Consider the following 26,327-nt stretch of genomic DNA (forward strand, 5'->3'; position numbering starts at 1 on the left):
AGTCCGTGAGCCCGCTGGAGGTCCATCCGATCCCGCGGTCCGGTGGGATATCGGGTCGCACGGTGAATTGCGCGCAATGGGATCGATTCGTGATACTGTTACGCTCGAACGGTGGTAGAGTTTCACGGACGACGGTCGCGAGGAGGCGACGGAGCCTTGCCCGATCGCTTCGAACAGAACCGCATCGACGCCGAAATCGGCCGTTCCGACCCCAGCAACGATCCGTTCGCCGCCGCGGTGCGGGCGACGCGGATGCCGATGCTGATCACCGACCCGCACAAGCCCGACAACCCGATCGTCTTCGTCAACGATGCGTTCTTCAAGCTCACCGGCTACACCCGCGACGAGATCATCGGGCAGAACTGCCGCTTCCTCCAGGGCCCGGACACCGACCGCGCGGACATCGCCCGGCTTCGCGACGCGGTGGAGCGCCGCGCGACGATCGAACTCGATCTGCTCAACTACAAGAAGAACGGCGACAAATTCTGGAACCGGCTGCTGATCTCGCCGGTCTTCGACCGCGACGGCACGCTGACGTTCTTCTTCGCGTCGCAGTTCGACGTGACTCTGGAGCGGGAAAAGCTCGCCCGCGTCCAGCAGGACCGCGACGCGCTGGAGGCCGCCGTCGAGCGCCGCACCGCGGCCCTCAGCCAGAGCGAGCAGCGGCTGCGGTTCGTCCTCAAGGCCGGCCGGATGGGCACCTGCACCGTCGATCTGGAGACGGGCCACACGGTCGCGTCCGACAGCTGCAAGGCGATCTTCGGGCGCAAGCCCGACGAGCCGATGTCCTATGCCGACCTGCTGGAGATGATCCATCCGGACGATCTCGGGCGCATGAAGGCGACCCTGGACGCATCGGTCGCGAACAACATCGAATACGCCATCGAGTACCGGGTCGTCATGCCGTCCGGCGAAGTCCGCTGGGTCGAGGTGCGCGGACAGCCGTTCTACACCTCGGAGGGGACGCCGCTGAGCATGGTCTGCGTCTCTCTCGACATCACCGAGCGCAAGCGCGGCGAGGAGCACCGCGCGCTGCTGGCGGACGAGCTGAACCACCGGGTGAAGAACTCGATGGCGACGATGCAATCCATCGCCCACCAGACCCTGACCCATGCGGGCTCGCTCTCCGATGCGCGCACCACGCTCGACGCCCGCCTGCAATCGCTCTCCGCCGCCCACGACGTGCTGACCCGCGAGAGTTGGGAGGGCGCGACCCTGGCGGAGATCGCCGAGCGGGCCTTGCAACCGTTCCGCCAACGCGACGGCAAGCGGTTCAAGGTCGGCGGCCCGCCGGTGCGGCTGTCGCCCCGGCACGCCCTGGCGTTCGTGATGGCGCTGCACGAACTGGCGACCAACGCGGTGAAGTACGGGGCGCTCTCCGACGCCAACGGCCGCGTGATCCTCGACTGGGACATCGTCGGCGAGGACAGGCCCGGCCGCCTGTGGGTGCGCTGGGAGGAGATCGGCGGCCCGCCCGTCACGCCGCCCCGGAGGAAGGGGTTCGGCTCGCGCATGATCGAGCGGGCGCTGGCGGCCGAACTCGGCGGCACCGCCGAGATCGACTACCGGCCGCGCGGCTTGGTCTGTACGGTCGAGGCGCCGATGCCGGACAAGGCCGTCGTCCTGACCTGAGCCCCGAATCGGCCCGTCGAGCCTCACGCCCGCGGATGCGCCTCGGGCCGGCGGCCGGGCGGGGCCTCGCCGCGACCGCGATAGGACAGGGCCTCGGCCAGATGCAGGCGCCGCACCCGCGCCTCGCCGTCGAGGTCGGCCAGCGTCCGGGCGACCCGGAGCGTCCGGTGGAAGCCGCGGGCGGACAGCCGCATGGTCTCGGCGGCGTTGCGGATCAGCGCGGCGCCCTCCGCGTCGGGGGCGGCGGCCTCCTCGATCACCGGGGCCGGGCAGGTCGCGTTGGTGGTGGAGGCGGGCAGGCCCTTCTCGGCGAAACGCGCATTCTGCCGGGCGCGGGCCGCGGCGACGCGGGCGGCGGCCTCGCGCGAACCTTCGGCCGGCGGCGGCAGGATCAGGTCGGCGGCGGTGACGGCGGCGACCTCGACCCGCAGGTCGATCCGGTCGAGCAGCGGGCCGGAGATGCGGGCGCCGTACTGCGCGGCGCAGCGCTCGTTCGGGCCCTTGCGGCAGGTATAGCCCGGCTCCAGCGCCATGCCGCAGCGGCACGGGTTCATCGCCGCCACCAGCTGGAAGCGGGCCGGATAGGTGACCCGGTGGTTGGCCCGCGCGATCATCACCTCGCCGGTCTCCATCGGCTGGCGCAGGGAATCGAGCACCTGGGGGGTGAACTCGGGCAGTTCGTCGAGGAACAGCACGCCGCCATGGGCCAGCGAGACCTCGCCCGGCCGCGCGTTGAGGCCGCCGCCGACGAGCGCTGCCATCGAGGCGGAGTGGTGCGGCTGGCGGAACGGACGACGGTTCGACAGCGCCCCGTCCTTGAGCACGCCCGCCACCGACTGGATCATCGAGACTTCGAGCAGCTCGCGGGGTCCGAGCGGCGGCAAGATCGAGGGGAGGCGCGCGGCGAGCATCGACTTGCCGGCGCCGGGCGGGCCGTTGAAGATGAGGTTGTGGCCACCCGCCGCGGCGATCTCCAGGGCGCGCTTGGCGCCCTCCTGGCCCTTGATGTCGCGCAGATCCGGCATTGCGCCGGGCGGGGCCGCGATGGCGGGCTGCGGGCGGGCCATCACTTGGCTGCCCTTGAAGTGGTTGGCGAGCTGGATCAGGGAGCGCGGCGCCAGCACGTCCATGTCGCCCGCCGCCCACGCCGCCTCCGGCCCGGTCGCGGCCGGGCAGATCAGCCCGAGTCCCCGGCCGTGGGCCGCCATCGCGGCCGGCAGCACCCCCGCCACCGCGGTGATCGAGCCGTCGAGCGCCAGTTCGCCGAGCACGCAATAGCCGCCGAGGGCATCTTCCGGCAGCGCGCCGATGGCGCCAATCACGGCGAGCGCGATCGGCAGATCGTAGTGCGAGCCCTCCTTCGGCAGGTCGGCCGGCGCGAGGTTGACCGTGATGCGCTTGGCCGGCAGCGCCAGCCCCGAGGCGATCAGCGCCGAGCGCACCCGCTCGCGCGACTCCGCCACCGCCTTGTCCGGCAGGCCGACCACGGTGAAGCCGACGGCGCCGGGCACGATCTGCACCTGCACATCGACGGCACGCGCCTCGATCCCCTCGAAGGCGACGGTGGCGACGCGGGTGACCATGCGGGGGGAGACGTCTCGAATCGTGGAGGTTGCAGCCTAGGCGGGCGTTCGCGGGCTGACAATCGCAAGCGTGGCCTCGAACCGGAAAGCGAGCCGGCAAAACAGGACGGAACCGTACAAAAATCCGGCCGTTCGATCAGGACAACCCACCCCTACGGAGTGCCTGAATGTCGTTTCGCCCCCTCGCCGCCGCGCTGATCGGCGTCGCCCTGCTCACCGGCCCGGCGCTCGCCGACGAGAAGCTGCCGCCCGATCAGCAGGCCAAGGTGGAGGACATCCTGAAGAAGGAGGGCTTCACCAAGTGGAAGGAGATCGAACTCGACGACGGCATGATCGAGGTGGACGACGCCATCGACACCAACGGCAAGCAGTTCGATCTCAAGCTCGATCCGAAGACGCTGGAGATCGTGAAGCGCAAGGCGGAATGACGCTCCGCCGCCCGGCACCGCCTTCCCAGGCGTTCTCCGGGCGAAGGTCGTGTGACCGGGCGCATCGTCCTGGATGTCTTATCCGGGACGATGCGCCCGGTTCCCGTGCCGCGTCGGCTTTCTCCGACGAGCCGGCGGCCATCTCGTCGGACCGATGATCGAGGGAACGGGCCTTGTGCGCGGCGTCCGCCGACCGGGCGGGGCGACGGGCCGCGTCCTACCGGAGCTCCATGAAGTACGCGCCGCTCTCGGCGACGCTCTCCCCCTCGGGCCTGAGGCCGCGCCAGTGGGTGATGAGGCCGGCCCCGCCGCGCTCTTCCGATCGCGAGAGCGTGAGCAGGCTCTCGCCGGGTTTGTAAACGGCGGTGCCGTTGCGATTCACCAGCGACCCGTTCTCGTAGCGGTGGAAGGTGACGGTCAGGATCGAGCCCTCGGATCGTGTCTGGCACAGGATGCGCTCGCCGGTCCGGAAGCCGTGGATCGTGAGCAGGCAGCCGCCGCGGGCGCCGGGAATGCCGAGGACGAGATCGTAGGAGACGAGGGTGGAGGAGCCGCCCTCGGTCAGGCCGGGATCGTGCTCGTAGACGTAGCGGCCCTGCCATTCACGACCCGGTCTCTCCGGTGCCGCGAGCGCGGTCCAGGCCGCGAACGCGGGCACCGCAGCCCAGCACAACCGAGTCGCTCGTCTCATCATCGTCCCTCCCTCAGAGCCGATCGACGCCGGCCCCGCGACCGGCACGCTTGCATCCCGCCGCGCCTGCCGTCATATACGCCCTCGGGAGGTTGGCGAGGGACGTTTCACTCGCCAACCGGGTCAGGTCCGGAAGGAAGCAGCCCTAACGAGACCGAGCGGGTCTTTGTCCAGCCTCCCACCTTCGCCGGCCCCCCCCCGCGGGGCCCGGCGGCCGGCCTTCCCAAAAATCCGATCGGCGGCATGGACGAGACGCACGGCACGCTCCCCGACGCGCCGGGCCTGCCCGGCCTGCCCGCCCCCGCGACGCCCTACCGGGTGCTGGCGCGCAAATACCGCCCCCAGACCTTCGACGACCTGATCGGCCAGGGCGCCATGGTGCGCACGCTGGCGAACGCCTTCGCGGCCAACCGCATCCCCCAGGCCTGGATGCTGACCGGCGTGCGCGGCGTCGGCAAGACCACGACCGCCCGCATCCTGGCCCGCGGCCTCAACTACGTCCGCGACGGTGAGCCCGACACCGGCCCGACGGTGGCGATGCCGGAACTCGGCCGCCATTGCCGCGCGATCATGGAATCCCGGCACATGGACGTGCTGGAAATGGACGCGGCCTCGCATACCGGCATCGACGACGTGCGCGGCATCATCGACGGCATCCGCTATTCGCCGACAGAAGCGCGCTACAAGGTCTACATCGTCGACGAGGTGCATATGCTCTCGGAGAAGGCGTTCAACGCCTTCCTCAAGACGCTGGAGGAGCCGCCGCCCCACGCCAAGTTCGTGTTCGCGACGACGGAAATCCGGAAGGTGCCGGTCACGATCCTGTCGCGCTGCCAGCGGTTCGACCTGCGCCGGGTCGAGGCCGAGACGCTCTCGGCCCATCTGAAGAAGATATGCGCATCTGAGGGCGTGGACGCCGAGGCCGAGGCGCTCGCCGCCGTCACCCGCGCGGCGGAAGGCTCGGTGCGCGACGCGCTCTCGCTGCTCGATCAGGCCATCGCCCACGGCGCCGGCACGGTGACCGCGCAAAGCGTGCGCGACATGCTGGGGCTCGCCGACCGCGCCCGCATCGTCGATCTGTTCGAGGCAATCATGCGCGGCGACGTGCCAGCCGCCTTCGCCGAGTTGCGGGCGCAGTACGATGCCGGGGCCGACCCGGCGGTGGTGCTCTCGGATCTCGCCGGCTTCACCCACCTCGTCACCCGTCTCAAGATCGTGCCGGACGCCGCCGCCGACCCGACGCTGAGCGAGGCCGAGCGGGTGCGCGGCGTCGAATTCGCCGCGCGGCTGCCGGTGCGGGCGCTGTCGCGGGCGTGGCAGATTCTGCTCAAGGCGCTGCCCGAGGTGCAGGCCGCGCCCCGCCCGCTGCCCGCGGCCGAGATGGCGCTCGTGCGGCTCGCCTACGCCGCCGACCTGCCGACCCCGGACGAGGCCCTGCGCCGCCTGCGCAGCGACGAGTCGCTTTCCGGTGGCGCAAGCCCGCAGGGCTCCGGCGGCTCCTTCTCCGGCGGATCCGGCGCGCGGGGCTCCGCCGCGCTCGCCCGCGAGAGCGCACCGCTTTCCGCATCGCCGGCCCCCGCGCTCCCGCGCCCGGTGCTCGCCTCGGCCAACCCCGCCCCGGAAGCCGCCCGCCCGGCGGCCGCCGCCGCGCCCCCCGGCCCGCGGCTCGGGCGGTTCGAGGACGTGGTGGCCCAGGCCGAGGCCCGGCGCGACATCGCCCTCAAGGTGGCGCTCGAGCGCGACGTGCATCTCGTGCGCTTCGAGGAGGGCCGCATCGAGTTCCGCCTCGCCGCCGGCGGGCGGCCGACGCTGGCCAACGACTTGGCGCGAGCGCTCGACGAGTGGACCGGTCGGCGCTGGATCGTCGCGCTCTCGAAGGACGAGGGCGGGGCGACCCTGGAGCAGAACACCCGCGCCGCCGAGCAGACCCGCCACGAGAACGCCGCCGCCCATCCGCTGGTGCGCGAGGTGATGGCGCGCTTCCCCGGCGCGCAGATCGTGGACGTGCGCGACAAAGGGGCCGCCGACGCCGGCCCCGCGACCGGCGTGGCGGCGGCCACCGGCCCGGTCGAGGCGGTGCCCGAGGAGCCGGAGGACGAGGCGTGAGGGCTCACGCCCTGGCGGCAGCGCATCGCGGCCCCTAAGTCAGAGAGCGACGTTCTTCCAAAAATACGACCGGAGCGGACCGATCATGCGCGACCTCATGGGCATCATGAAGCAGGCCCAGGCCATGCAGGAGAAGATGGCCTCGCTCCAATCCGAACTCGACACGGTCGAGGTGCGGGGCGCCTCCGGGGGCGACGCGGTGAGCGTGCGGATGACCGCCAAGGGTCAGGTGCTCGGCGTCACCATCGACCCGAGCCTGATGGTCGCCGACGAGCGCGAGATTCTGGAAGACCTCATCGTCGCCGCCTGCAACGACGCCCGCGCCAAGGCCGAGGCGACCGCGCAGGAGCGCATGGCCGAACTGACCAAGGGCCTGCCGCTCCCGCCCGGCATGAAGCTGCCGTTCTGACGGGACCCCGCGGCCGTCAGGAAACCCGCGCCGTCATTGCGAGGCGGAGCCGAAGCAATCCAGGGCGCGACCCTTCCTGAAGAGGCGAGACTGCGCCGAAGAAACGGCCACGTCCCCCTCCATCCTGTGAGTGCGGAGCGCTGGGTTGCTTCGGCTTCGCCTCGCAATGACGGCGTGAGGCGGCGACCGTCGCGGGCAACGTGCAACCGATCGCTTCGGCCCAGTCTCACGATGACGGCGCAGCTTTCCCCAGCCGCGTCGGCCCGAACCCAAACCATGTTAAGGCACGGGTCCGCCGGCGGCGGCATGATCATCGGGCCGGGCCGACCTTGCCCCCCATTGCGGCTCGGCAGGTTCCGCCGGCCTGACTCCCGGCCGGCGGGACCGCTTCTCAGCGGATGCCCGTCCGTGACGTAGCGAAGCCCTGCCCTTCCAGACGAAGGGCAGGGCTTCGCTCTTTTCAGTCTCAGGCGGCGATCGGGGCGGCCACCGGCTCGGCGGCGCGCACGTCGGCGTCGACGTGGCTCTCGAAGCGCTTGAAGTTGTCGCGGAACATCGTGACGAGGCGCGTCGCGGTCTCGGCGAAGGCGGCTTTGTTGGTCCAGGTCTCGACGGGCGAGAGCACCTGCGTCTCGACGCCCGGCACCTCCACCGGCACCGCGAAGCCGAAATACGGGTCGCGGCGGAACTCGACCTGCGACAGCGAGCCGTCGAGCGCCGCCGAGAGCAGGCGGCGGGTCACGCGGATCGGCATGCGGCGACCGGTGCCGACGCCGCCGCCGGTCCAGCCGGTGTTGACGAGCCAGCAATCGACGCCGTGCTCGGCGATGAGATCGCGCAGCAGGTTGCCGTAGGTGCTCGGATGGCGCGGCATGAACGGCGCGCCGAAGCAGGTCGAGAACGTCGCCTCCGGCGCGGTCAGGCCGCGCTCGGTGCCGGCCACCTTGGCGGTGTAGCCCGACAGGAAGTGGTACATCGCCTCGGCGCCCGACAGCTTGGCGATCGGCGGCATCACGCCGAAGGCGTCGCAGGTCAGCATCACGATGTTCTTCGGATGGCCCGCCCGGCCCGTGGCGCTGGCGTTGGCGATAAAGTCGAGCGGGTAGGCGCAGCGGGTGTTCTCGGTGAGCGAGGCGTCGTCGAAATCCGGCGCGCGGGTCGCGGGGTCGATCACCACGTTCTCCATCACCGTGCCGAACCGCTCGGTGGTGGCGTAGATCTCCGGCTCGGCGTTGCGCGAGAGGCGGATGGTCTTGGCGTAGCAGCCGCCCTCGAAGTTGAAGATGCCGTCCTTGCCCCAGCCGTGCTCGTCGTCGCCGATCAGCTGGCGCGAGGAATCGTTCGAGAGCGTGGTCTTGCCGGTGCCGGACAGGCCGAAGAACAGGGCCGAATCGCCGGACTCGTCGAGCGCCGCGTTGGCCGAGCAGTGCATCGGCATCACGCCAGCATTGGGGAGCACGTAGTTCAGGTAGGTGAAGACCGACTTCTTCATCTCGCCGGCATAGGCCGAGCCGCCGATCAGCACGATCTTCTGGGCGAAGTCGATGGCGATGACGGTCTTGGAGCGGCAGCCGTGGCGGGCCGGGTCGGCCTGGAAGCTCGGCAGGTCGATGATGGTCAGCTCAGGCACGTAGGCGGCGAGTTCGTCGCGCTCGGGCCGGATCAGCAGGTTGCGGATGAACAGCGAGTGCCACGCGAACTCGGTGTAGACGCGGGCGCGCACCCGGTGGGCCGGATCGGCGCCGCCAAAAAGATCCTGGGCGAACAGCTCCTTGCCGCGCGCATGCGCCCGGAAGTCGTCGAGCAGGGTCGTGAACTGCTCGCGGGTGATCGAGCCGTTGTTGTCCCACCAGATCTCGTTCTCGGTGGTGGCGTCGCGTACCACGTACTTGTCCTTGGGCGAACGGCCGGTGTGGCTGCCGGTGGTGGCGACCAGTGCGCCGCCGCGGGCGAGCTGCGCCTCGCCGCGCTTCAGCGCCTCCTCGTAGAGGCGCGGCGGCTCGAGGTTCCAGTGCACCGCCGCGAGGTCGGTGAGGCCGATCGCTTCCGGGCCGTGGGCCGCGTTGAAGTCGCCGATATGGGTCACGGTCTGTCTCCTTGCGCGGCCCTGATCGCGGCCGTTGGCGCCGTTGCCGGTGCCGAAGTCTCGTTCGTGTCGGGCGCGTCCGTGCGGTCGTTCAGGGCCGCCGCACGCCGGTTCGCCGGCCCGACGTGGCAGATGGGCCGATCCCAGGCTTAGCCGTCAACTAAACTTTGGGTGGGCACCAAATTTTTCTTGTGTCGTCGCCCAGCTATGGCCGCGCTTGCCTGTCGCTTCGATGAACGGGCAAAAGCCGCGCACAAGGCCTATGTGAGGGGCGGCGCCCTTCACCTTCCCTCGGACATTCATCGAAGCCCCGCATGCCCCAAGCCGTCGCCGGCCCGGAGATCGAGCGCCTGATCCAGTTGCTGGGGCGCATGCCGGGCCTCGGCCCCCGCTCGGCCCGGCGGGCCGCGCTCCAGCTCATCAAGAAGCGCGAGACCCTGCTGGCGCCGCTCGCCGACGCCATGCGGGTCGCCGCCGAGCGGATCGTGGTGTGCCAATCCTGCGGCAACGTCGATACGCGCGATCCCTGCACCATCTGCGCCGACCACAGCCGCGACCCGACCATGCTGGTGGTCGTCGAGGACGTGTCCGACCTCTGGGCGCTGGAGCGCTCCGGCGCGGTCAAGGCGCGCTACCACGTGCTCGGCGGCGTGCTCTCGGCGCTGGACGGCGTGCGGCCGGAGCACCTCAACATCGCCCGCCTCGTGGAGCGGGCGGCCGAGCCGGGGGTGAAGGAGATCATCCTGGCCTTGAACGCCACCGTCGACGGCCAGACCACGGCGCATTACGTCACCGAATCGCTCAAACCCCTGGGGCTGACGATCACCCGGCTGGCCCACGGCGTGCCGGTCGGCGGCGAACTCGACTATCTCGACGAGGGCACGCTCACGGCGGCGATCCGCAGCCGGACGGCGTTCTGAGAGCATGCTCGCAAAGGGACGGCACGACCGCGTGCAAAACACCAACCGTCATTCCGGAGCCGCGTAGCGGAACCCGGAATCCACCCGTGATGCGACGCCCTGCCCGTCGCGGCCAGTCGTGGATTCCGGGTTCGCCTTCGGCGCCCCGGAATGACGGGGAGAGGTTGAGGTACGGGTTCGCGTTCATTTGACCGCCCCCGCGCCGCCGCCTATCTGCGGGAGGCCGCATCGCTTGTCCCGCTCCCGATCCCGACCGAGCCCATGACCGTCCGCCCCCTCGTCATCCTGCCCGACGCGCAGCTTCGCCTCGTCTCCGAGCCGGTCACCGCCATCACCGACGAGATCCGTGAACTCGCCGCGGACATGCTGGAGACGATGTACGAGGCCCCCGGCGTCGGGCTCGCCGCGGTGCAGGTCGGCGTCCTGAAGCGCGTCGTCACCATCGACACCTCGACGGACGAGGATGCCCGGACCCCGATCGTCTTCCTCAACCCCGAGATCGTCTGGTCCTCGGAGGAGAAGCGGGTCTTCGACGAGGGCTGCCTGTCGATTCCCGAATTCTTCGGCGAGGTCGAGCGGCCCGACCGCGTCCGCGTGCGCTACATGAACCTCGACGGAGAGACCGTGGAGCAGGAGGCCGACGGCCTGCTCGCCACCTGCATCCAGCACGAGATCGACCATCTCAACGGCGTGCTGTTCATCGACTACCTGTCGAAGCTCAAGCGCGACCGGGTGATGAAGAAGTTCACCAAGGCCGCCAAGCGCGACGCGGCCTGAGGCTTTTCCCGATGCGCGTCGTCTTCATGGGCACGCCGGACTTCGCCGTGCCGACGCTGGCGCGCCTCTACGCCGACGGGCACGCCATCACCGCGGTCTACACTCGCGCGCCGGCCAAGGCCGGGCGCGGCATGAGCTTAAGGCCCTCGCCGGTCCACGCCCGCGCCGAGGCGCTGGGGCTGCCGGTGCTGACGCCCGCGACGCTGAAGACCGACGAGGCCGCCGAGACGTTTGCCGGGCACGGGGCCGATGTGGCGGTCGTCGTCGCCTACGGCATGCTGCTGCCCCAGAGAATCCTCGATCTGCCGCGCCACGGCTGCCTCAACCTGCACGGCTCGCTGCTGCCGCGCTGGCGCGGCGCCGCGCCGATCCAGCGGGCCGTGATGGCGGGCGATGCGATGAGCGGCGTCGGGGTGATGCGGATGGAAGCCGGGCTCGACACCGGCCCGGTGGCGATGGAGGCACGCGTGCCGATCCCCGAGGGCATGACCGCGGGCGAGTTGCACGACGCGCTGATGCCGGCGGGCGCCGAGCTGATGGGGCAGGCCCTGGCCCGGCTCGACGCGGAGGGTCTCACCTTCACGCCGCAGGCCGCGGAAGGCGTGGTCTACGCCCACAAGATCACCAACGCGGAGGCGCGCATCGACTGGTCGCGCCCGGCCGCAGAGGTGGCGCGCCACGTCAACGGGCTGTCGCCGTTTCCCGGCGCCTATTTCGAGGCCGATCTCGGCAAGGGCGTCGAGCGGGTGAAGGTTTTGCGCGCACTGGCCGCCGAAGGCTCTTCCGGAGTTCCGGGCACGCTGCTCGATGCATCCTGTACCGTCGCCTGCGGGACGGGCGCGGTGCGCCTGCTCGAACTGCGCCGGGCCGGCAAGGGCGGGACCGCCAGCGGCGAGGAGTTCTTGCGCGGGGCGCGGCTGCAAGTCGGGGCGTTGTTCGGTTGAATCGCGAGCGCACCGCTGCATCCCCTCCCCCCAACGAATCTCGGGCTTGCCCGAGATTCGCAGATGGAAGCCCAAGTCAGGCAGGCCTGACTTGGATGGGGGAGGGTGGCCCCCGAAGGGGGTCGGGAGAGGGGAGCGACGGTGCCGCTTGGCCGCAGCCGCCGGTGAAATCTCCGGAAGCGTGGCTCCCCTCTCCCGCCCGCTCCGCAGGCACCCTCCCCCGCGGAGGGGGGAGGGTTACGGCGTCGCGTCAGCCCTGACATGCCCCGCTACAAACTCGTCATCGAGTACGACGGCGCCCCCTTCTGCGGTTGGCAGCGGCAGGCCGACGATCCGACCGTGCAGGCCGCGCTGGAAACCGCGGTGCAGCGCTTCTCCGGCGAGGCGGCGCGGCTGACCTGTGCCGGGCGCACCGATGCCGGGGTGCACGCGATCCATCAGGTCGCCCATCTCGATCTCGCCAAGGACTGGCGCACCGACACCGTGCGCGACGCGCTCAACGCGCATCTCCGCCCGCAGCCGGTCGCGGTGATCTCGGCCGAGATCGTCTCGAAAGAATTCGACGCGCGCCACTCGGCGATCCGGCGGCACTACCGCTACCGCATCCTCAACCGCCGCAGCCCGGCGGCGCTGACCCGCGCCCATGTCTGGCACGTGCCGTGGCCGCTCGACGCCGATCGGATGCACGCCGCCGCGCAACGCCTGCTCGGCCGCCACGATTTTTCGGCGTTCCGCGCAGCGGAGTGTCAGGCCAAGAGCCCGGTGCGCACGCTGGAACAGCTCGACGTCACCCGCCAGCGGATGGGTCTGTTCGAGGAAATCGTGATCGCGACCGCGGCCCGCTCGTTCCTGCACCATCAGGTCCGCGCCATGGCCGGCACGCTGATGCTCGCCGGCTGCGGGCGCCTGTCGGCCGACGACGTGGCGGAGATTCTGGCGACGAAAGCCAAGCACCGCTGCGGCCCGCTGGCGCCGGCCTGCGGGCTGACTTTTGTGGGTGTCGACTACGCGGAAAAGTAAGCGTCGAGCACGCGGCCGTAGATCGCGGTCAGCCGGTCGAGGTCGTCCACCGCCACCCGCTCGTCCACCTCGTGCATGGTCTGCCCGACGAGACCGAACTCGATCACCGGGCAGGCGTCCTTGATGAAGCGCGCGTCCGAGGTGCCGCCCGTGGTCGAGAGCGCCGGGCGCCGGCCGGTCTCGGCCTGGATCGCGTCGGCGACGAGATCCACAAAGGCGTCGGGCTTCGTCAGGAAGGCAGGCGAGTTCGAGGGCTGGAGGTCGAGGCCGAAGCGCACCGCGTGGCCCGCAGCCTCTTCCAGGCGGCGGCGGATTTCGTCGCCCAGCGTCTGCGCGGTCCAATCGTCGTTGAAGCGCACATTGAACACGGCGCGTGCCGTGGCCGGGATCACGTTGGTGGCCGGGTTGCCGACATCGATCGTCGTGAATTCGAGGTTCGAGGCGTCGAAATGCGCGGTGCCGGTATCGAGCGGCGCGGCGAGCAGGGCGGAGGCGAGGCGCAGCAGGCCGGGGATCGGGTTGTCGGCCCGGTGCGGGTAGGCGACGTGGCCCTGGCGTCCGTGCACCGTGATGCGCCCGGTGAGCGAGCCGCGCCGGCCGATCTTGATCATGTCGCCCAGGCGCTCGGGGTTGGTCGGCTCGCCGAGCAGGCAATGGTCGAACCGCTCGCCGCGCGCCTTCGCCCAGTCGAGCAGCTTGACGGTGCCGTTGACCGCCGGCCCCTCCTCGTCGCCGGTGATCAGGAAGGCGATGGAGCCGCCGAATTCTTGGCCCCGCGCTTCGAGGAAGCGGAGGGTGGCGGCCAGCATGCAGGCGATGCCGCCCTTCATGTCCACGGCGCCGCGGCCGTAGAGCATCCCGTCGGCGACCGCGCCGGAGAACGGGTCGTGCGTCCAGGCGGTCGCCTCGCCCGGCGGCACCACGTCGGTATGTCCGGCGAAGAGCAGGACGGGCGAGCCGGTGCCGATGCGGGCGTAAAGGTTTTGGATGTCCGGCGTGCCGGCTTGCGAAAAAACCGGGCGCTCGACCGCGAAGCCGGCCTCTCCGAGCACGCGGGCGAGAACGGACAGCGCGCCGCCCTCCTCCGGGGTGACGGAGGGGCAGCGGATCAGGGATTGGGCGAGGGCGAGGGGGGAGGTGTCAGGCATCCGGGCCGATCTCGTGCGGGACACCGGGCTTCCACGGGGGCTCCCCTCCCCCTTGCGGGGAGGGGTAGGGGTGGGGGTGGTGCCGGAGAGGGCTCGGCGATCCATCCTGAACCACCCTCACCCTCGGTCCCTCCCCGCAAGGGAGAGGGAAGAGCGTCGGTTCGTTGCCATGCCGTAGGGCAAACCCCGCCGCCGACGCAACGCTGCTTCCGCCGCGCGCGCCGCGCGCTTACATGGCCCCCATGGCTCTCTCGTCGGACGAACTCGAACGCTATGCCCGCCACATCGTGCTGCGGGAGGTCGGCGGGCCGGGGCAGGCGCGGTTGAAGGCGGCGCGGGTGCTCGTGGTCGGCGCGGGCGGGCTCGGGGCGCCGCTGATCCAGTACCTCGCCGCCGCGGGCATCGGCACCATCGGCATCGTCGATGACGACGCGGTGTCGCTGTCGAACCTGCAGCGGCAGGTCATCCACGGCACGGCCGATGTCGGGCGCCCCAAGGTCGAGAGCGCGGCGGACGCGGTCGCCCGGCTCAACCCGCATGTGCGCGTGGTGGCGCATCCCTGCCGCCTCACGCCCGAGAACGCGCCCGCGCTGATGGCGGAATACGATCTCGTCGCCGACGGCTCGGACAACTTTTCCACCCGCTACGCCGTCTCGGACGCCTGCTTCCACGCGAAGAAACCGCTGGTGACGGCGGCGCTCGGGGCCTTCGACGGCTCGCTCACCACGATCCGCGCCCACGAGACCGGCCCCACGGGCGAGCCGAACCCGACCTATCGCTGCCTGTTCCCGAACCCGCCGCCGCCCGGCACGGTCGCGCCCTGCGCCGAGGCCGGGGTGCTCGGGGCGCTGGCGGGCGTGATGGGCTCGCTGATGGCGATGGAGGTGATCCGCGCGGTGGCCGGCTTCGGCGAGCCGCTGGTCGGGCGCCTGCTGATGGTGGACGCCCGCTCGATGCGGTTCGAGACGCTGGACTACGCCTGGGACCCGGACAATCCGTTGAACGGCCTCACGACAGGCCCGGCAGCTTGAGGCCCGGACCGTCCTCCGCCTCCATCTTGTCGAGGCAGCACTTCTTGAACTTCTTGCCCGAGCCGCAGGGGCAGGGATCGTTGCGGCCGACATCCTTGTACGGGTTCGTCACCGGCTGGCCGTAGGATTCCTCGGTCCAGGCCAGCGCCGCGACCGGATCGTCGAGCGTGCCGTAGCCCTCGCCGAACTCGGACAGGTCCGGCGGCTCGGCGCTGGCCTGCCGCAGGGCCTTGCGAAACCACGACGCGTCGCTGAATTCGTCGGTGAGGCGCCCGTCGCGGCGCGCCGCCTCGGCCTTCGGGGCGAGGTCGGTCAGCCCGAGATAGGCGATCGCCTCCTCCCAGCCGACCCAGGCCATGTCGCCCTCGACCGCGGCCTGGGCAGATTCGAAGCGCAGCAGCAGGGTGCGGGCATCGTCGAGCGGTAGCCGCCCCTGGCGGGTCAGGAACGCCAGCGCCTTGAAGCCCTCGTAGCGGATGAAGCCGTCGGCGGCGCTGTCGAGGATCAGCGCGTGGAGCGGGCCTACGTCGCCGTCGAACACGCTCGCCAGGATCGGCGCCGTGGTGATGGTGGCGGCGTCCCCGAGGATCGAATCGACCGTGTCGCCGTCATGGCGCAGCAGACGCATCAGCGGCCGGTAGACCCGCGTGTCGCGGGCCGCCGCCAGCGCGTGCAGCCCCCAGAACAGCAGGTTGGCGTCGTTGTCGCCCACCGTGTCGGGCGCCTCCGCCGCGGTGGCAAGAACCCGCAGCACGGGCTCGGCCACCGCCTCCGGCTCGGCGATGGCCCGGCGCAGGGCCAGCTTCGGCATGGTCTCGGCGCCTGAGAGCTGCTCGACCAGATCGGCATCCATGGCGGGCCTCCTTCGATCCGTGGTCAGGCGCGCAGCGTCGCGCCGGTCTTCTTACCGACCTCGGCGACGATCTTGGCGCTCACCGCCTCGATCTCCGCATCGGTCAGCGTGCGCTCGCTCGGCTGGAGCCGCACCGCGACGGCGACCGATTTCGAGCCCTCCGGGATGCCGACGCCCTCGTAGAGGTCGAACACGTCGATCCCGGCGATCAGCTTGCGCTCGGCGCCCTGAGCGGCCTTGAGGATGTCGGCCGCCGTCACGTCGCGGGCCACCACGAAGGCGAAGTCGCGGGAGATCGCCTGGAGACCGGAGAGCGTCAGCGCGGGCTTGGCCTTGGTCGGGCGGTGGCGCGGCAGCGGCAGGGCGTCGAGGACGATCTCGAAGGCCACTTGGGTGCCCTTGAGGTCCATCGCCTTCAGAAGCCGCGGATGCAGTTCGCCGAAATGGCCGACCACGTTCTTGGGGCCGAACTGGAGCGTGCCCGAGCGGCCCGGATGCAGCCAGTTCGGCCCGCCGGCCACGACCTGAAGTCCGCCGGTCGGCACGCCGAGCGCGGTCAGCAGCGCCAGCGCGTCGGCCTTGGCCTCGAAGGCATCGACGGGCGCGGCCGCGCCGGCCCAGTGGCGCCCGGCGCCGCCGTGGCGCGCGGTGCCGCGGCGGATACCGGCGGCGCGGACCGACTGGCCCTCGGGCTCGTCGCTGGCGAAGCACTGGCCGACCTCGAACAGGGCGACGTCGGCAAAACCCCGGTCGGCGTTGCGCTGGGCGGCGCGCAGCAGGCCGGGCACGAGGCTCGGGCGCATGTCCGAGAGGTCGGCGGCGATCGGGTTGGCGAGCGCCAGATCGGCCCCGCCGCCGCCGAACAGGCGCGCATCCTCGGCGGCGATGAACGAGTAGGTCACCGCCTCCATCAAGCCGCGGCTCGCCAAGGCGCGACGGGCCAGACGGGTGCGCCGCTGCAGCACGGTGAGCATCGGCTCGTGCGCCACGGTCTCGACGCGCGGCAAGGGCTTGGGCTCGATCCGGTCGAGCCCGGCGATGCGCACGATCTCCTCGACGAGATCGGCCTTGCCCTCGACATCGGCCCGCCAGGACGGCGGCAGCACCTTCACGCGATCCCCGGAGCCGGCGACGTGGAAGCCCAGCGTCTCCAGCGTCACCTTCATCTCGGCCCGCGACAGCTCGATGCCGGCGAGCCGCCGCACCTCGGTCCAGGGGAAGTCGATCACCTGGGAGAGTTCCGGCACCTCGCCGGCGATGGCGGCCTGAGACGGCGTGCCGCCGCACAGATCCATCACGAGGCGGGTGGCGAGATCGAGCCCCGGCAGGGCGAAGGCCGGATCGACGCCGCGCTCGAAGCGGTAGCGGGCATCCGTGATGATGCCGAGCCGCCGCCCGGTGCGGGCGATGTTGCGCGGGTCCCACAGGGCGGATTCGATGAGCACGTCGGTGGTGCCCTCGTCGCATCCCGAGGCCTGCCCGCCCATGATGCCGCCGATCGACTCGACGCCGTTGTCGTCGGCGATCACCACCGTGTCGTCGAGCCGGTAGGTCTTGCCGTCGAGCGCGACCACGCTCTCGCCGTCCTCGGCGCGGCGCACCACGAGGCCGCCCGCGACCTTGACGGCATCGAACACGTGCAGCGGCCGGCCGCGGTCGAAGGTGAGGTAGTTGGTGATGTCCACGAGCGCGTTGATCGGGCGCAGGCCGATGGCGCGCAACCGCTTCTGCATCCATTCGGGCGAGGGGCCGTTCTTGACGCCGCGCACGAGGCGAAGCGCGAAGAGCGGGCAGAGCCCCTTGTCGTGCGCGTCGAACCGAAGCGTCACCTCGGTCGGGCAGGCGCCCTCCCCGCGCACCGGCGGCATCGGCTCGCGCTTGAGCGTGCCGATGCCGGTGGCGGCGAGATCGCGGGCGATGCCGTGGATCGAGGCGCAGTCGGCGCGGTTCGGCGTCAGGTTGATCTCGATCACCGGATCGTCGAGCCCGGCCCAGACGGCGTAGGGCGTGCCGACCGGCGCGTCCTGCGGCAGATCGAGGATGCCGTCGTGGTCCTCGCTGAGGCCGAGTTCGGCGCCAGAGCACAGCATGCCGCGGCTCTCGACGCCCCGGATCGTGCCGACCGAGAGCGTGATGTCCTTGCCCGGCACGTAGGTGCCGGGGGGGGCGAACACCGAGAGCATGCCGGCGCGGGCATTGGGCGCCCCGCACACCACCTGCAACGGCTGCCCGTCCCCGGCATCGACCTGGCAGACGCGCAGGCGGTCGGCGTTCGGGTGCTGCTCGGCGGAAGTGACCCGCGCAATCACGTAGGGCTTGAGCGCGGCAGCCTTGTCCTCGATCCCCTCGACCTCCAGGCCGATGCGCGTGAGCGTCTCGGCCAGCGCGTCGAGCGAGGCCTCGGTGTCGAGGTGGTCCTTGAGCCAGGAGAGGGTGAATTTCATCGGGTGCGGTGCCTTAGCGGGCCTTCGTGACCAGAAGGATCGCGAGTTTCAGACGGTCTTCGGGCGGGAGGGCTTCGATCAGATCGACGACCTCGCGAGCCTCGGCAATCAGTTGAAGCGTCGAATCTCGGGAGAGGTTGAGTGCGGGCGTCCTGTAATCGGCTTCATGACGCGCCTCCTGCAAATCCCTGAACCCGGTTCCGATTTGCCGGATCGCCGGTGAGATGGCCGCCGCATCCTTGCCGATGAGGCGATTCTTGGCCGTGCCGTGATCAAGCATCCTGTAGACGGGCTCGATGAGATCGTTCGCCTTTCGCCAGCCGACCAGCTCGTTCGCGCAGACGAAGCACAGCGCGTGGAAGACGGCGTAATACGCGGTGCTGACCGCACGACGTAGCGAGGCCTTGCGCAGGCTCGCGCGACCGCCTTGCTCCGTGAGCGCGACGGCCACGCCCAAGAGGTCGTCGACGAGGGAATTCTTCGAGCGCGCCATCAGTTCGACGGTTCAGGCTCGTCGTCATCGACCAGGATCTCGTCATCGACGTAGACGGGACGCAGATAGGGAAACCGCTCCTCGTCGAGGTCGAGGAGGCGGAATCTCAGGTCCGTTTGGGCGCTCAAGAGTCCATCGACATCGCGCGGATCGACGCCCGGCTTGAAATGCAGCCTCACATAGAACGACGGCTCGCCGTCGTGATCGGCCTTGGTCTCGATCTCGAGATGATCGAACCGCTCGGGCCCGAGCGCCTGCGCGAAGATCTCGCTGGCCAGAGCCTGGACGTCCGCAGTCTTCAGCATCGCTCGTCTCCCGTCTCGGGAAGTCTCACCCCGTCAGCCCGCCGACCAAGCTCGGCACGTCGATCGGCCGGAAGCCGTAATGGTCGAGCCAGCGCACGTCCGCCTCGAAGAACGGGCGCAGGTCCGGCATGCCGTATTTGAGCATGGCGAGGCGATCGATGCCCATGCCGAAGGCGAAGCCCTGGACCTGATCCGGGTCGAGGCCGCCGTTGCGCAGGACGTTGGGGTGGACCATGCCGCAGCCCAGCACCTCCAGCCAGTCGGTGCCCTCGCCGAAGCGCAGCTCGCCGCCCTTTCGCGAGCACTGGATATCGACCTCGGCCGAGGGCTCGGTGAAGGGGAAGAACGAGGGGCGGAAGCGCATCGTCACGCTGTCGACCTCGAAGAAGGCGCGGCAGAACGATTCGAGCACCCATTTCAGGTTGGCGATGTTGGCCGAGCGGTCGATGACGAGGCCCTCGACCTGATGGAACATCGGCGTGTGGGTCTGGTCGGAATCGTGCCGGTAGGTGCGGCCGGGCATGATCACGCGGATCGGCGGCTGCTTGGCCCGCATCGTCCGCACCTGCACCGGCGAGGTGTGGGTGCGCAGGAGCTTGCGCTTCCCGTTTGGGTCGGGCGCCAGAAAGAACGTGTCGTGCATCTCGCGGGCCGGATGGCCCTCGGGGAAGTTGAGCGCGGTGAAGTTCAGCTCGTCGGTCTCGATGTCCGGCCCTTCCGCCACCGAGAAGCCGAGGTCAGCAAAGATCGCGGTGATCTCCTCGATCACCTGGCTGATCGGGTGGATGCGCCCGCGGGTCTCCGGCGCCTCGCGTAAGGGGAGCGTCACGTCGATGCGTTCGGCGGCGAGCCGCGCGTCGAGGGCGGCCTCGGCCAGGGTCTCTCGCTTGGCAGACATCGCGCCCTGCACCCGGTCGCGCAGGCCGTTGATGAGGGGGCCGCGCTCCTTGCGCTCGTCCGGCGTCATGCCGCCCAGCGTCTTGAGCAGTTCGGAGACGCTGCCCTTCTTGCCGAGCGCGGCGACGCGCAGGGCCTCCAAGGCGGCCTCGTCACCGGCCTGCTCGACCTGGCCGAGGAGGTCGCGTTCGAGAGCGTCGAGATCCATCACGCTTCACTGTCCCTGAATGCAGCCTTCTCGGGCCGCGGGCCGCTTGTTTCGCGTTGCCCGCGATCCCGCAAGGGGCGGTCGCCGCCGTCGGTGCAAAAACGAAAAAAAGGCGCGGCGCTCATGGAAGCGCCGCGCCTTGGATGAAAGGATCGCGGACCGCCCGTCGCGGGCGGCCTTGCGGATCAGGCGGCCTTCGGCAGGGCCGACTTGGCCTTCTCGACGACGGCGGCGAAGGCGGCCGGCTCGTGGATGGCGAGCTCGGAGAGGGCCTTACGGTCCACCTCGATGCCGGACACGGCCAGCGCGTTGATGAAGCGCGAATAGGTCATGCCGTGCTCGCGGACCGCCGCGTTGAGGCGCTGGATCCAGAGGGCGCGGAAGGTGCGCTTCTTGTTCTTACGGTCGCGGTAGGCGTACTGGAGGCCCTTCTCCACCGCCTGCTTGGCGATGCGGATCGTGTTCTTGCGCCGGCCGTAATAGCCCTTGGCGGCCTTCAGGACTTTCTTGTGCTTCGCGTGACTGGTCACGCCGCGCTTGACGCGGGCCATGGGAGATCTCCTCGGATTCTAGAAAGACAGATTCGGCTGGACGTGAAGGCTTACCGCTGGTTCGGCAGGAAATACTTCTTCACGTTGGCGGCATCGCCCTCGAACAGGGTCGTGGTGCCGCGCAGGTTGCGGATCTGCTTCGTCGTCCGCTTGATCATCCCGTGGCGCTTGCCGGCCTGGGCGTACATCACCTTGCCGGTGCCGGTGATCTTGAAGCGCTTCTTGGCGCCCGATTTGGTCTTCAGCTTGGGCATTTGGCTCTCCTGACGCAACGACGGTCCGGCCGGAGAGCCGGGGCCTTGCGCTGTGATGCTGCTGGAGCAACGGGAACCGCCACGGCAGCCCTAATCGGCCGGGCGGTTCGACGCGGGCGGCTTATGGCAGAAAGTTTTTGCGGTTTCAATCGATCGCCGCGCAGGGCCGGACCGTCATGCGCTCTCAAGGGTGCGAAGGCCGGAATAGTCGTGCTCGGCCACCGCCTTCGACAGGTCGTGCGCGGTCTGGAGGTTCATCCAGAATTCCGGCGTGGTCCCGAAGAACCGCCCGAGCCGGCAGGCGGTGTCGGCGCTCATGCCCCGGCGACCGCGCAAAAGTTCACTGATGCGGTTGGCCGGAACTTCGATCGCCTGCGCGAGCGCGTTGGCGCTCATGTCCAGCGGGCGAAGGTACTCTTCGAGAAGAATCTCGCCGGGATGCGTTCGAATGCGGGCCATGCCGTACTCTCCCTCAGTGGTAATCGACGATCTCGACATCCTCAGGGCCCAAGCCGTCCCAGCGGAAGCAGATGCGCCATTGATCGTTGATGCGGATGCTCCACTGGCCCTCACGGTCACCGGACAGCTTTTCCAGGCGATTGCGGGGCGGACTGCGTAGGTCGCTCACGACGGAGGCGGCGTTGAGCATATCGAGCTTGCGCTCGGCCGCGGCTTGAAAGGCTCGCCAGCGGCGATGGCACACGCCATGCACATCCAGCGCCTCGGTGTCCTTGTTGCGATAGCTGAGGATCATGGGCGCATCTTTGTACGGATTACGTACAGCAATCCGACTCGCGCGGCAAGCGTGCGGCGGTCCCGGAACGGGTCATCGCCGACGCACTTATCATGTCAGCCCGAAAGCAAGTCTGCGTTGCGTCCATCCTGTGGAAAGCCGGCATTCGGTGGGGTTGCAAAGATTCCCCGTCGCGCCAGGGAGCGAGCGGAACCATAAACCTTGGCTGTCGGTTTCGTTCATGTCCCGCTCAGACCGCGTCGTCCATTACTCGCTCCAACATCCCTTACCCGGTCACAGGAGACGTCTTCGTGCGCATTGCCCAGGTAGCCCCGCTCGCGGAAGCTGTTCCTCCGAAGTTCTACGGCGGCACCGAGCGCGTCGTGTCGTGGATCACGGAAGAACTGGTCCGTCAGGGCCATGACGTGACGCTGTTCGCCAGCGGTGATTCGCAGACTTCGGCCAAGCTCGCCGCCTGCCACCCGGAAGGCCTGCGCCTTCTCGGCTACCGCGATCACACCGCCGGCCACCTCGCGATGCTGCACCACGTGCATCGCCGGGCGCACGAGTTCGACGTGATCCACTTCCATATCGATCTCTTGCAGTATCCGATGTTCGAGGATCTGTATCACAAGTGCCTGACGACCATGCACGGTCGCCTCGACGTGCCGGACTTCATGCCGGTCTACAACACCTTCACCGGCATGCCGCTGGTGTCGATCTCGGACAACCAGCGCGAGCCGATGCCGGAGAACTCCAACTGGCTGGCCACGATCCATCACGGCCTGCCGAAGGAGAATTGCCCGTTCTATCCGGAAGCCAAGGGCGGCTACCTCGCCTTCCTCGGACGCATCTCGCCCGAGAAGCGCCCCGACCGCGCGATCGAGATGGCGATCCGCTCAGGCACCCCGCTGAAGATCGCCGCCAAGGTCGACAAGGCCGATCAGGATTACTGGGACGAGAAGATCGAGCCGATGATCCACCACCCGTTGGTGGAATATATCGGCGAGATCAACGAGGAGCAGAAGAAGGACTTCCTCGGTAACGCCCTGGCGCTCGCCTTCCCGATTGACTGGCCGGAGCCCTTCGGCCTCGTGATGATCGAGGCGATGTCGGCCGGCACGCCGGTGATCGCCTTCGGCAACGGCTCGGTCCCCGAAGTCATCAAGGACGGCGTGTCGGGCTACATCGTCAACTCGATGGACGAGGCGGTCGAGGCCTGCCGCAAGGTGCGTGATCTGCCGCGCGCCGGCGTCCGCAGCCACTTCGAGGGCCGCTTCACGGCGGAGGTGATGGTCCGCAAGTACGTCTCGGCCTACGAGCAGCTGCTCGCCGGCCAGGGCAACGTGATCAAGATGCCGTCGGCGGGCGCCTTCTCGCCCCAGTACGGCGAGCTGAACGGCAAGGCCGGCGCGCCGATCCACGTCGCCGCGATGCCGGCCTGACACCGGACCGTCGCGATGGAAAGATGAGTTCATTGCGTCGAGGCGAAACGCCGACAAAACCGGCCGCCGGCCCCCTCGCCGGGGCCGGGCCGGCGCCTAACTGAACGATCCTCACCGCGCCGCCGGTCGTGCCACACGACCGGCGGTTTTCGATTCGAAAGGTCTGGACCTTGCGAGGGTTCGGAAACCCACGAACCGCACGGATCATCGGCAGGAGGCGCTTCGCATGGCGGCACAGAACGACGCGGCAGAGGCCAGACACGCCGAGCACGAGACCCAGCAGGCGGCGAAGGCGGGCTTTCAGGACGCGGACGAGGCGCTGCCGCAGTACCACATCGAGGCCCAGGCCTCGCTGGTCGAGCGTCCCTTACGCTCGCTGAAATACGGCGAGGCCTTCGCCGTCCTCGACAGCTACGGCGACATCGGCTGGTATCCCGGCGCCGACGGCCTCTACTTTCAGGATACGCGCTACCTCTCGCGCCTCGCGCTCACCGTCGAGGACGAGCGGCCGATGATGCTGTCCTCGGCGATGCAAGACGACAACGGCGCGCTGTCGGTCGATCTCACCACGCCGGACATCCGGCTCGACGCGGGCGACGAGACCGCGATTCCCCGCGAGCTGATCGCGCTGGAGCGCACCAAGTTCCTGTTCAAGGGCACCTGCTACGACCGGATCGGCCTGCGCAACTACGACACCCGCCGCCGCAAGCTCCGCATCGGCGTGACGTTCGACGCCGACTTCCGCGACCTGTTCGAGGTGCGCGGCTCGGACCGGCTGAAGCGCGGCAAGCGCACGGTGGAGCGGCGCTCGGACACCGAGGTGCAGTTCCGCTACGCCGGCCTCGACGACATCGTGCGCACCACCTCGGTGCATCTGGGCCCCAAGCCCCACCTGCTGGAGCCGGGCAAGGCCGAGTTCGTGGTGGAGCTGGCGCCCGGCGCCCACACCTCGCTGTTCATCCGCGTCGCGTTCGAATCGCACCGCGCCTTCACCAAGGCGCCGGGCCCGGAGAAGGCGGGCGAGGCCGCCGCCGCCGCCCTGTCGCGCGCCGCGGGCAGCCTCACCGACCGGCCGGACCGCAGCTTGAGCGAGGGCCGCATCTTCGCCCGCGCCTATCGCGACAACCGCCGGGATCTCCGCCAGCTCACGGCGGGCATCACCACGATCATCTCCTCGAACGACCAGTTCAACGAGGGCCTCTGCCGCGCCACCGCCGACCTCTACATGCTGGCGACGCGCACGCAGGAGGGCGTTTATCCGTTCGCCGGCATCCCCTGGTACTCGACCGTGTTCGGGCGCGACGGGATCATCACGGCGATGATGGCGCTCTGGATCGACCCCAACTTCGGCAAGGGCGTGCTGCGCTTCCTCGCGGCGACGCAGGCCAAGGAGGTCGATCCGGCCGCCGACGCCCAGCCCGGCAAGGTGCTGCACGAGACGCGCCGCGGCGAGATGGCGATGCTCGGCGAGGTGCCGTTCCGCCACTATTACGGCACCATCGACGGCACGCCGCTCTTCGTGATGCTGGCGGCGCAGTACCACGAGGTGACGGGCGACCTCGACACGATCCGCTCGATCTGGCCGCAGCTCAAGCTCGCGCTCGACTGGATCGACCAATACGGCGACCGGGACGGCGACGGCTTCGTCGAATACGCCCGCGAGACCGAGCAGGGCTTGGCGAACCAGGGCTGGAAGGACAGCCACGATTCGATCTTCCACGCCGACGGCGCCATGGCCAAGGGCCCGATCGCGCTGTGCGAGGTGCAGGGCTACGTCTTCGCGGCCAAGCAAGGCGCGGCGAAGCTCGCGCGCCTGCTCGGCGAGGACGATCTTGCGACGCGCCTGACAGCGGACGCCGGAAAACTGCAAAAAAAATTCGACGAGGAGTTCTGGTGCGAGGAGATCGGCACCTACGCGCTGGCGCTCGACGGGGCGAAGCGCCCCTGCGCGGTGCGCTCGTCCAATACCGGCCACGCCCTGTTCACCGGCATCGCCCTGCCTGAACGGGCGGTGGGGGTGGCCGCGCAACTCCTGTCGAAGGAGGGCTTCAACGGCTGGGGCATCCGCACCGTCGCCAAGGGCGAGGCGCGCTACAACCCGATGTCGTACCACAACGGCTCGATCTGGCCGCACGACAACGCGATCTGCGCCATGGGGCTCGCCCGCTACGGCCTCAAGGACGAGGCGGCGCGCGTGTTCGAGGGCATGTTCGACACCAGCCTCTACTACGACCAGAAGCGGCTGCCGGAGCTGTTCTGCGGCTTCATGCGGCGGCGCCAGCGCGGGCCGGTGAGCTATCCGGTCGCCTGCTCGCCACAGGCCTGGGCGGCGGCGGCGCCCTTCGCCTTCCTGGCGGCGAGCCTCGGCTTGGAGCTCGACCACGCCCGCAACCGCATCCGCTTCCGCAACCCGGTGCTGCCGAAGTTCCTGGAGGCGGTGGAGCTGTTCAACCTCAAGCTCGGCTCGTCGCGCGCCGACATCCGCCTGCACCGCCACGGCCACGACGTGACGGTGGCGGTGACCCGCAGGGTCGGCGACGTGCAGATCTCGATGCTGAAGTAGTTTTTGGGATTTTCGGCCGTCTCGCCTCTCCGGCGGGGCGGCCACCCTCCCCCGTCATTCCGGGGCCGCGAAGCGGAACCCGGAATCCACGACTGGCCGCGACGGCGAGTGGGGCCGCGCATCACGGGTGGATTCCGGGTTCTCGCCTGCGGCGAGCCCCGGAATGACGGGGTTTCGCGAGACATAAAAAATGCGCCGCCCCCTCTCGGAGACAGCGCATTGGTCCGACGACGCCGGACGAATCTCTTTTCAGCGCGGCGCCAGGATCATGATCATCTGGCGGCCTTCGAGCATCGGCTCGCTCTCGACCTTGGCGATCTCGGCCGTCTCGACCTTGACCCGCTCGAGCAGACGCAGACCGATGTCCTGGTGGGCCATCTCGCGACCGCGGAAGCGCAGGGTGACCTTCACCTTGTCGCCTTCCTCGAAGAAGCGGTGCACCGCCTTCATCTTCACGTCGTAATCGTGCTTGTCGATGCCGGGGCGGAGCTTGATCTCCTTCACCTCGACGGTCTTCTGCCGCTTGCGCGCCTCGTTCTGCTTCTTCTGCTCGTTGAAGCGGAAGCGCCCGTAATCGAGGAACTTGCAGACGGGGGGGACCGAATTCGGGGCGATCTCGACGAGATCGAGGCCGATCTCCTCGGCCATCGCCAGGGCATCGAAGAAGGGCACGACGCCCTTGTTCTGGCCGTCCTGATCGATGAGCTGGACGTCGCGGACGCCGCGGATGTCCCGGTTGGCGCGCGGCCCGTCCTTCTGCGGGGCCGGCATGGCTCTCATTGGTCTGCGAATGGCTTGGTTCTCCT

General features: G+C 69.6%; 25 protein-coding genes and 1 other RNA gene. 12 read left to right on the top strand and 14 right to left on the bottom strand.

Features of this window, described 5'->3' with window-relative positions:
- The first annotated feature begins 156 nt into the window (after positions 1 to 156).
- A complete protein-coding gene (locus AAHG03_RS14105; RefSeq protein ID WP_342151307.1) occupies positions 157 to 1,632 on the top strand; it encodes a PAS domain-containing protein in 1,476 nt (491 codons plus the stop codon).
- Between the two features lie 23 nt (positions 1,633 to 1,655).
- Here AAHG03_RS14105 and AAHG03_RS14110 read toward each other — a convergent pair whose 3' ends face one another.
- A complete protein-coding gene (locus AAHG03_RS14110; protein ID WP_342151308.1) occupies positions 1,656 to 3,215 on the bottom strand; it encodes a YifB family Mg chelatase-like AAA ATPase in 1,560 nt (519 codons plus the stop codon).
- A gap of 167 nt (positions 3,216 to 3,382) precedes the next feature.
- Between AAHG03_RS14110 and AAHG03_RS14115 the strand changes: the two genes are divergently transcribed.
- On the top strand, positions 3,383 to 3,643 hold the full coding sequence (locus AAHG03_RS14115) for a PepSY domain-containing protein (protein WP_342151309.1): 261 nt from the start codon (positions 3,383 to 3,385) through the stop codon (positions 3,641 to 3,643).
- Positions 3,644 to 3,860: 217 nt separating this feature from the next.
- On the opposite strand, the gene AAHG03_RS14120 is transcribed toward AAHG03_RS14115, so the two are convergent.
- Positions 3,861 to 4,334, bottom strand: coding sequence for a DUF5991 domain-containing protein (locus AAHG03_RS14120; RefSeq protein ID WP_342151310.1), 474 nt, complete (start codon positions 4,332 to 4,334; stop codon positions 3,861 to 3,863).
- 86 nt (positions 4,335 to 4,420) lie between these two features.
- Between AAHG03_RS14120 and ffs the strand changes: the two genes are divergently transcribed.
- The 3 genes from ffs (at position 4,421) to AAHG03_RS14135 (ending at position 6,849) form a co-directional block, all read left to right on the top strand.
- Positions 4,421 to 4,517, top strand: an RNA gene (gene ffs / locus AAHG03_RS14125) — signal recognition particle sRNA small type.
- A 60-nt stretch (positions 4,518 to 4,577) separates the two neighbouring features.
- Positions 4,578 to 6,440 (top strand): DNA polymerase III subunit gamma/tau, encoded by a 1,863-nt coding sequence (locus AAHG03_RS14130; protein ID WP_342151311.1) that lies wholly within the window; start codon positions 4,578 to 4,580, stop codon positions 6,438 to 6,440.
- Positions 6,441 to 6,525: 85 nt separating this feature from the next.
- Positions 6,526 to 6,849: a YbaB/EbfC family nucleoid-associated protein gene (locus AAHG03_RS14135; protein ID WP_342151312.1), complete on the top strand. Its 324-nt coding sequence runs from the start codon at positions 6,526 to 6,528 to the stop codon at positions 6,847 to 6,849.
- A gap of 466 nt (positions 6,850 to 7,315) precedes the next feature.
- Here the strand turns inward: AAHG03_RS14135 and AAHG03_RS14140 are convergent, their stop codons facing one another.
- Positions 7,316 to 8,935: a phosphoenolpyruvate carboxykinase gene (locus AAHG03_RS14140; protein WP_342151313.1), complete on the bottom strand. Its 1,620-nt coding sequence runs from the start codon at positions 8,933 to 8,935 to the stop codon at positions 7,316 to 7,318.
- A gap of 314 nt (positions 8,936 to 9,249) precedes the next feature.
- Here AAHG03_RS14140 and recR point away from each other — a divergent pair, with 314 nt between their 5' ends.
- The 4 genes from recR (at position 9,250) to truA (ending at position 12,596) form a co-directional block, all read left to right on the top strand.
- Positions 9,250 to 9,855 carry a recombination mediator RecR gene (recR, locus tag AAHG03_RS14145; RefSeq protein WP_342151314.1) on the top strand — a complete coding sequence of 202 codons (606 nt, stop codon included), beginning with the start codon at positions 9,250 to 9,252 and terminating at the stop codon, positions 9,853 to 9,855.
- Positions 9,856 to 10,116: 261 nt separating this feature from the next.
- Positions 10,117 to 10,632, top strand: a complete 516-nt coding sequence (locus AAHG03_RS14150; RefSeq protein WP_342151315.1) for a peptide deformylase — start codon at positions 10,117 to 10,119, stop codon at positions 10,630 to 10,632.
- 11 nt (positions 10,633 to 10,643) lie between these two features.
- Positions 10,644 to 11,576: a methionyl-tRNA formyltransferase gene (fmt, locus tag AAHG03_RS14155; RefSeq protein ID WP_342151316.1), complete on the top strand. Its 933-nt coding sequence runs from the start codon at positions 10,644 to 10,646 to the stop codon at positions 11,574 to 11,576.
- A gap of 261 nt (positions 11,577 to 11,837) precedes the next feature.
- Positions 11,838 to 12,596, top strand: coding sequence for a tRNA pseudouridine(38-40) synthase TruA (gene truA, locus AAHG03_RS14160; RefSeq protein ID WP_342151317.1), 759 nt, complete (start codon positions 11,838 to 11,840; stop codon positions 12,594 to 12,596).
- On the opposite strand, the gene dapE is transcribed toward truA, so the two are convergent.
- Complete coding sequence (gene dapE, locus AAHG03_RS14165) at positions 12,581 to 13,744, bottom strand: succinyl-diaminopimelate desuccinylase (protein WP_342151318.1); 1,164 nt, start codon at positions 13,742 to 13,744, stop codon at positions 12,581 to 12,583. The genes truA and dapE overlap by 16 nt on opposite strands.
- A 242-nt stretch (positions 13,745 to 13,986) precedes the next feature.
- Between dapE and AAHG03_RS14170 the strand changes: the two genes are divergently transcribed.
- On the top strand, positions 13,987 to 14,775 hold the full coding sequence (locus tag AAHG03_RS14170) for a HesA/MoeB/ThiF family protein (protein ID WP_342151319.1): 789 nt from the start codon (positions 13,987 to 13,989) through the stop codon (positions 14,773 to 14,775).
- Here the strand turns inward: AAHG03_RS14170 and AAHG03_RS14175 are convergent.
- From AAHG03_RS14175 to AAHG03_RS14215, 9 genes are all read right to left on the bottom strand, one after another.
- Positions 14,753 to 15,628 (bottom strand): DUF1186 domain-containing protein, encoded by an 876-nt coding sequence (locus AAHG03_RS14175; protein WP_342151320.1) that lies wholly within the window; start codon positions 15,626 to 15,628, stop codon positions 14,753 to 14,755. The genes AAHG03_RS14170 and AAHG03_RS14175 overlap by 23 nt on opposite strands.
- 23 nt (positions 15,629 to 15,651) lie before the next feature.
- Entirely contained in the window at positions 15,652 to 18,072 is a 2,421-nt protein-coding gene (pheT, locus tag AAHG03_RS14180; RefSeq protein ID WP_342151321.1) for a phenylalanine--tRNA ligase subunit beta, read from the bottom strand.
- A gap of 13 nt (positions 18,073 to 18,085) precedes the next feature.
- The gene (locus AAHG03_RS14185) at positions 18,086 to 18,565 is read right to left on the bottom strand and encodes a hypothetical protein (protein WP_342151322.1); all 480 of its coding nucleotides are present in this window, start codon (positions 18,563 to 18,565) and stop codon (positions 18,086 to 18,088) included.
- On the bottom strand, positions 18,565 to 18,870 hold the full coding sequence (locus AAHG03_RS14190; RefSeq protein WP_342151323.1) for a hypothetical protein: 306 nt from the start codon (positions 18,868 to 18,870) through the stop codon (positions 18,565 to 18,567). The genes AAHG03_RS14185 and AAHG03_RS14190 overlap by 1 nt, the downstream gene beginning before the upstream one ends.
- A gap of 25 nt (positions 18,871 to 18,895) precedes the next feature.
- On the bottom strand, positions 18,896 to 19,975 hold the full coding sequence (gene pheS, locus AAHG03_RS14195) for a phenylalanine--tRNA ligase subunit alpha (protein WP_342151324.1): 1,080 nt from the start codon (positions 19,973 to 19,975) through the stop codon (positions 18,896 to 18,898).
- Between the two features lie 185 nt (positions 19,976 to 20,160).
- Positions 20,161 to 20,526: a 50S ribosomal protein L20 gene (gene rplT, locus AAHG03_RS14200; RefSeq protein WP_342151325.1), complete on the bottom strand. Its 366-nt coding sequence runs from the start codon at positions 20,524 to 20,526 to the stop codon at positions 20,161 to 20,163.
- 50 nt (positions 20,527 to 20,576) lie between these two features.
- Complete coding sequence (rpmI, locus tag AAHG03_RS14205) at positions 20,577 to 20,780, bottom strand: 50S ribosomal protein L35 (RefSeq protein ID WP_056244427.1); 204 nt, start codon at positions 20,778 to 20,780, stop codon at positions 20,577 to 20,579.
- Between the two features lie 174 nt (positions 20,781 to 20,954).
- Complete coding sequence (locus AAHG03_RS14210; protein WP_342151326.1) at positions 20,955 to 21,239, bottom strand: HigA family addiction module antitoxin; 285 nt, start codon at positions 21,237 to 21,239, stop codon at positions 20,955 to 20,957.
- A 13-nt stretch (positions 21,240 to 21,252) separates the two neighbouring features.
- The gene (locus AAHG03_RS14215; protein ID WP_342151327.1) at positions 21,253 to 21,534 is read right to left on the bottom strand and encodes a type II toxin-antitoxin system RelE/ParE family toxin; all 282 of its coding nucleotides are present in this window, start codon (positions 21,532 to 21,534) and stop codon (positions 21,253 to 21,255) included.
- 290 nt (positions 21,535 to 21,824) lie between these two features.
- Here AAHG03_RS14215 and AAHG03_RS14220 point away from each other — a divergent pair, with 290 nt between their 5' ends.
- Together AAHG03_RS14220 and AAHG03_RS14225 are read left to right on the top strand one after the other, a co-directional pair.
- A complete protein-coding gene (locus AAHG03_RS14220) occupies positions 21,825 to 22,958 on the top strand; it encodes a glycosyltransferase family 4 protein (protein WP_342151328.1) in 1,134 nt (377 codons plus the stop codon).
- Between the two features lie 226 nt (positions 22,959 to 23,184).
- A complete protein-coding gene (locus tag AAHG03_RS14225; RefSeq protein ID WP_342151329.1) occupies positions 23,185 to 25,521 on the top strand; it encodes an amylo-alpha-1,6-glucosidase in 2,337 nt (778 codons plus the stop codon).
- Between the two features lie 249 nt (positions 25,522 to 25,770).
- On the opposite strand, the gene infC is transcribed toward AAHG03_RS14225, so the two are convergent.
- On the bottom strand, positions 25,771 to 26,292 hold the full coding sequence (gene infC, locus AAHG03_RS14230; protein ID WP_244535445.1) for a translation initiation factor IF-3: 522 nt from the start codon (positions 26,290 to 26,292) through the stop codon (positions 25,771 to 25,773).
- Between the last annotated feature and the right edge of the window lie 35 nt (positions 26,293 to 26,327).

The organism is Methylorubrum subtropicum (genome assembly GCF_038442325.1).
GTDB classification, from domain to species: Bacteria; Pseudomonadota; Alphaproteobacteria; order Rhizobiales; family Beijerinckiaceae; genus Methylobacterium; species Methylobacterium subtropicum.

Excerpts from the sequence above, each read along its gene's own strand:
- AAHG03_RS14110 (WP_342151308.1), bottom strand. The coding sequence starts at position 3,215 with ATGGTCACCCGCGTCGCCACCGTCGCCTTCGAGGGGATCGAGGCGCGT.
- AAHG03_RS14115 (WP_342151309.1), top strand. The coding sequence starts at position 3,383 with ATGTCGTTTCGCCCCCTCGCCGCCGCGCTGATCGGCGTCGCCCTGCTC.
- AAHG03_RS14120 (WP_342151310.1), bottom strand. The coding sequence starts at position 4,334 with ATGAGACGAGCGACTCGGTTGTGCTGGGCTGCGGTGCCCGCGTTCGCG.
- AAHG03_RS14130 (WP_342151311.1), top strand. The coding sequence starts at position 4,578 with ATGGACGAGACGCACGGCACGCTCCCCGACGCGCCGGGCCTGCCCGGC.
- AAHG03_RS14135 (WP_342151312.1), top strand. The coding sequence starts at position 6,526 with ATGCGCGACCTCATGGGCATCATGAAGCAGGCCCAGGCCATGCAGGAG.
- recR (WP_342151314.1), top strand. The coding sequence starts at position 9,250 with ATGCCCCAAGCCGTCGCCGGCCCGGAGATCGAGCGCCTGATCCAGTTG.
- AAHG03_RS14150 (WP_342151315.1), top strand. The coding sequence starts at position 10,117 with ATGACCGTCCGCCCCCTCGTCATCCTGCCCGACGCGCAGCTTCGCCTC.
- fmt (WP_342151316.1), top strand. The coding sequence starts at position 10,644 with ATGCGCGTCGTCTTCATGGGCACGCCGGACTTCGCCGTGCCGACGCTG.
- truA (WP_342151317.1), top strand. The coding sequence starts at position 11,838 with ATGCCCCGCTACAAACTCGTCATCGAGTACGACGGCGCCCCCTTCTGC.
- dapE (WP_342151318.1), bottom strand. The coding sequence starts at position 13,744 with ATGCCTGACACCTCCCCCCTCGCCCTCGCCCAATCCCTGATCCGCTGC.
- AAHG03_RS14170 (WP_342151319.1), top strand. The coding sequence starts at position 13,987 with ATGGCTCTCTCGTCGGACGAACTCGAACGCTATGCCCGCCACATCGTG.
- AAHG03_RS14175 (WP_342151320.1), bottom strand. The coding sequence starts at position 15,628 with ATGGATGCCGATCTGGTCGAGCAGCTCTCAGGCGCCGAGACCATGCCG.
- pheT (WP_342151321.1), bottom strand. The coding sequence starts at position 18,072 with ATGAAATTCACCCTCTCCTGGCTCAAGGACCACCTCGACACCGAGGCC.
- AAHG03_RS14185 (WP_342151322.1), bottom strand. The coding sequence starts at position 18,565 with ATGGCGCGCTCGAAGAATTCCCTCGTCGACGACCTCTTGGGCGTGGCC.
- AAHG03_RS14190 (WP_342151323.1), bottom strand. The coding sequence starts at position 18,870 with ATGCTGAAGACTGCGGACGTCCAGGCTCTGGCCAGCGAGATCTTCGCG.
- pheS (WP_342151324.1), bottom strand. The coding sequence starts at position 19,975 with ATGGATCTCGACGCTCTCGAACGCGACCTCCTCGGCCAGGTCGAGCAG.
- rplT (WP_342151325.1), bottom strand. The coding sequence starts at position 20,526 with ATGGCCCGCGTCAAGCGCGGCGTGACCAGTCACGCGAAGCACAAGAAA.
- rpmI (WP_056244427.1), bottom strand. The coding sequence starts at position 20,780 with ATGCCCAAGCTGAAGACCAAATCGGGCGCCAAGAAGCGCTTCAAGATC.
- AAHG03_RS14210 (WP_342151326.1), bottom strand. The coding sequence starts at position 21,239 with ATGGCCCGCATTCGAACGCATCCCGGCGAGATTCTTCTCGAAGAGTAC.
- AAHG03_RS14215 (WP_342151327.1), bottom strand. The coding sequence starts at position 21,534 with ATGATCCTCAGCTATCGCAACAAGGACACCGAGGCGCTGGATGTGCAT.
- AAHG03_RS14225 (WP_342151329.1), top strand. The coding sequence starts at position 23,185 with ATGGCGGCACAGAACGACGCGGCAGAGGCCAGACACGCCGAGCACGAG.
- infC (WP_244535445.1), bottom strand. The coding sequence starts at position 26,292 with ATGCCGGCCCCGCAGAAGGACGGGCCGCGCGCCAACCGGGACATCCGC.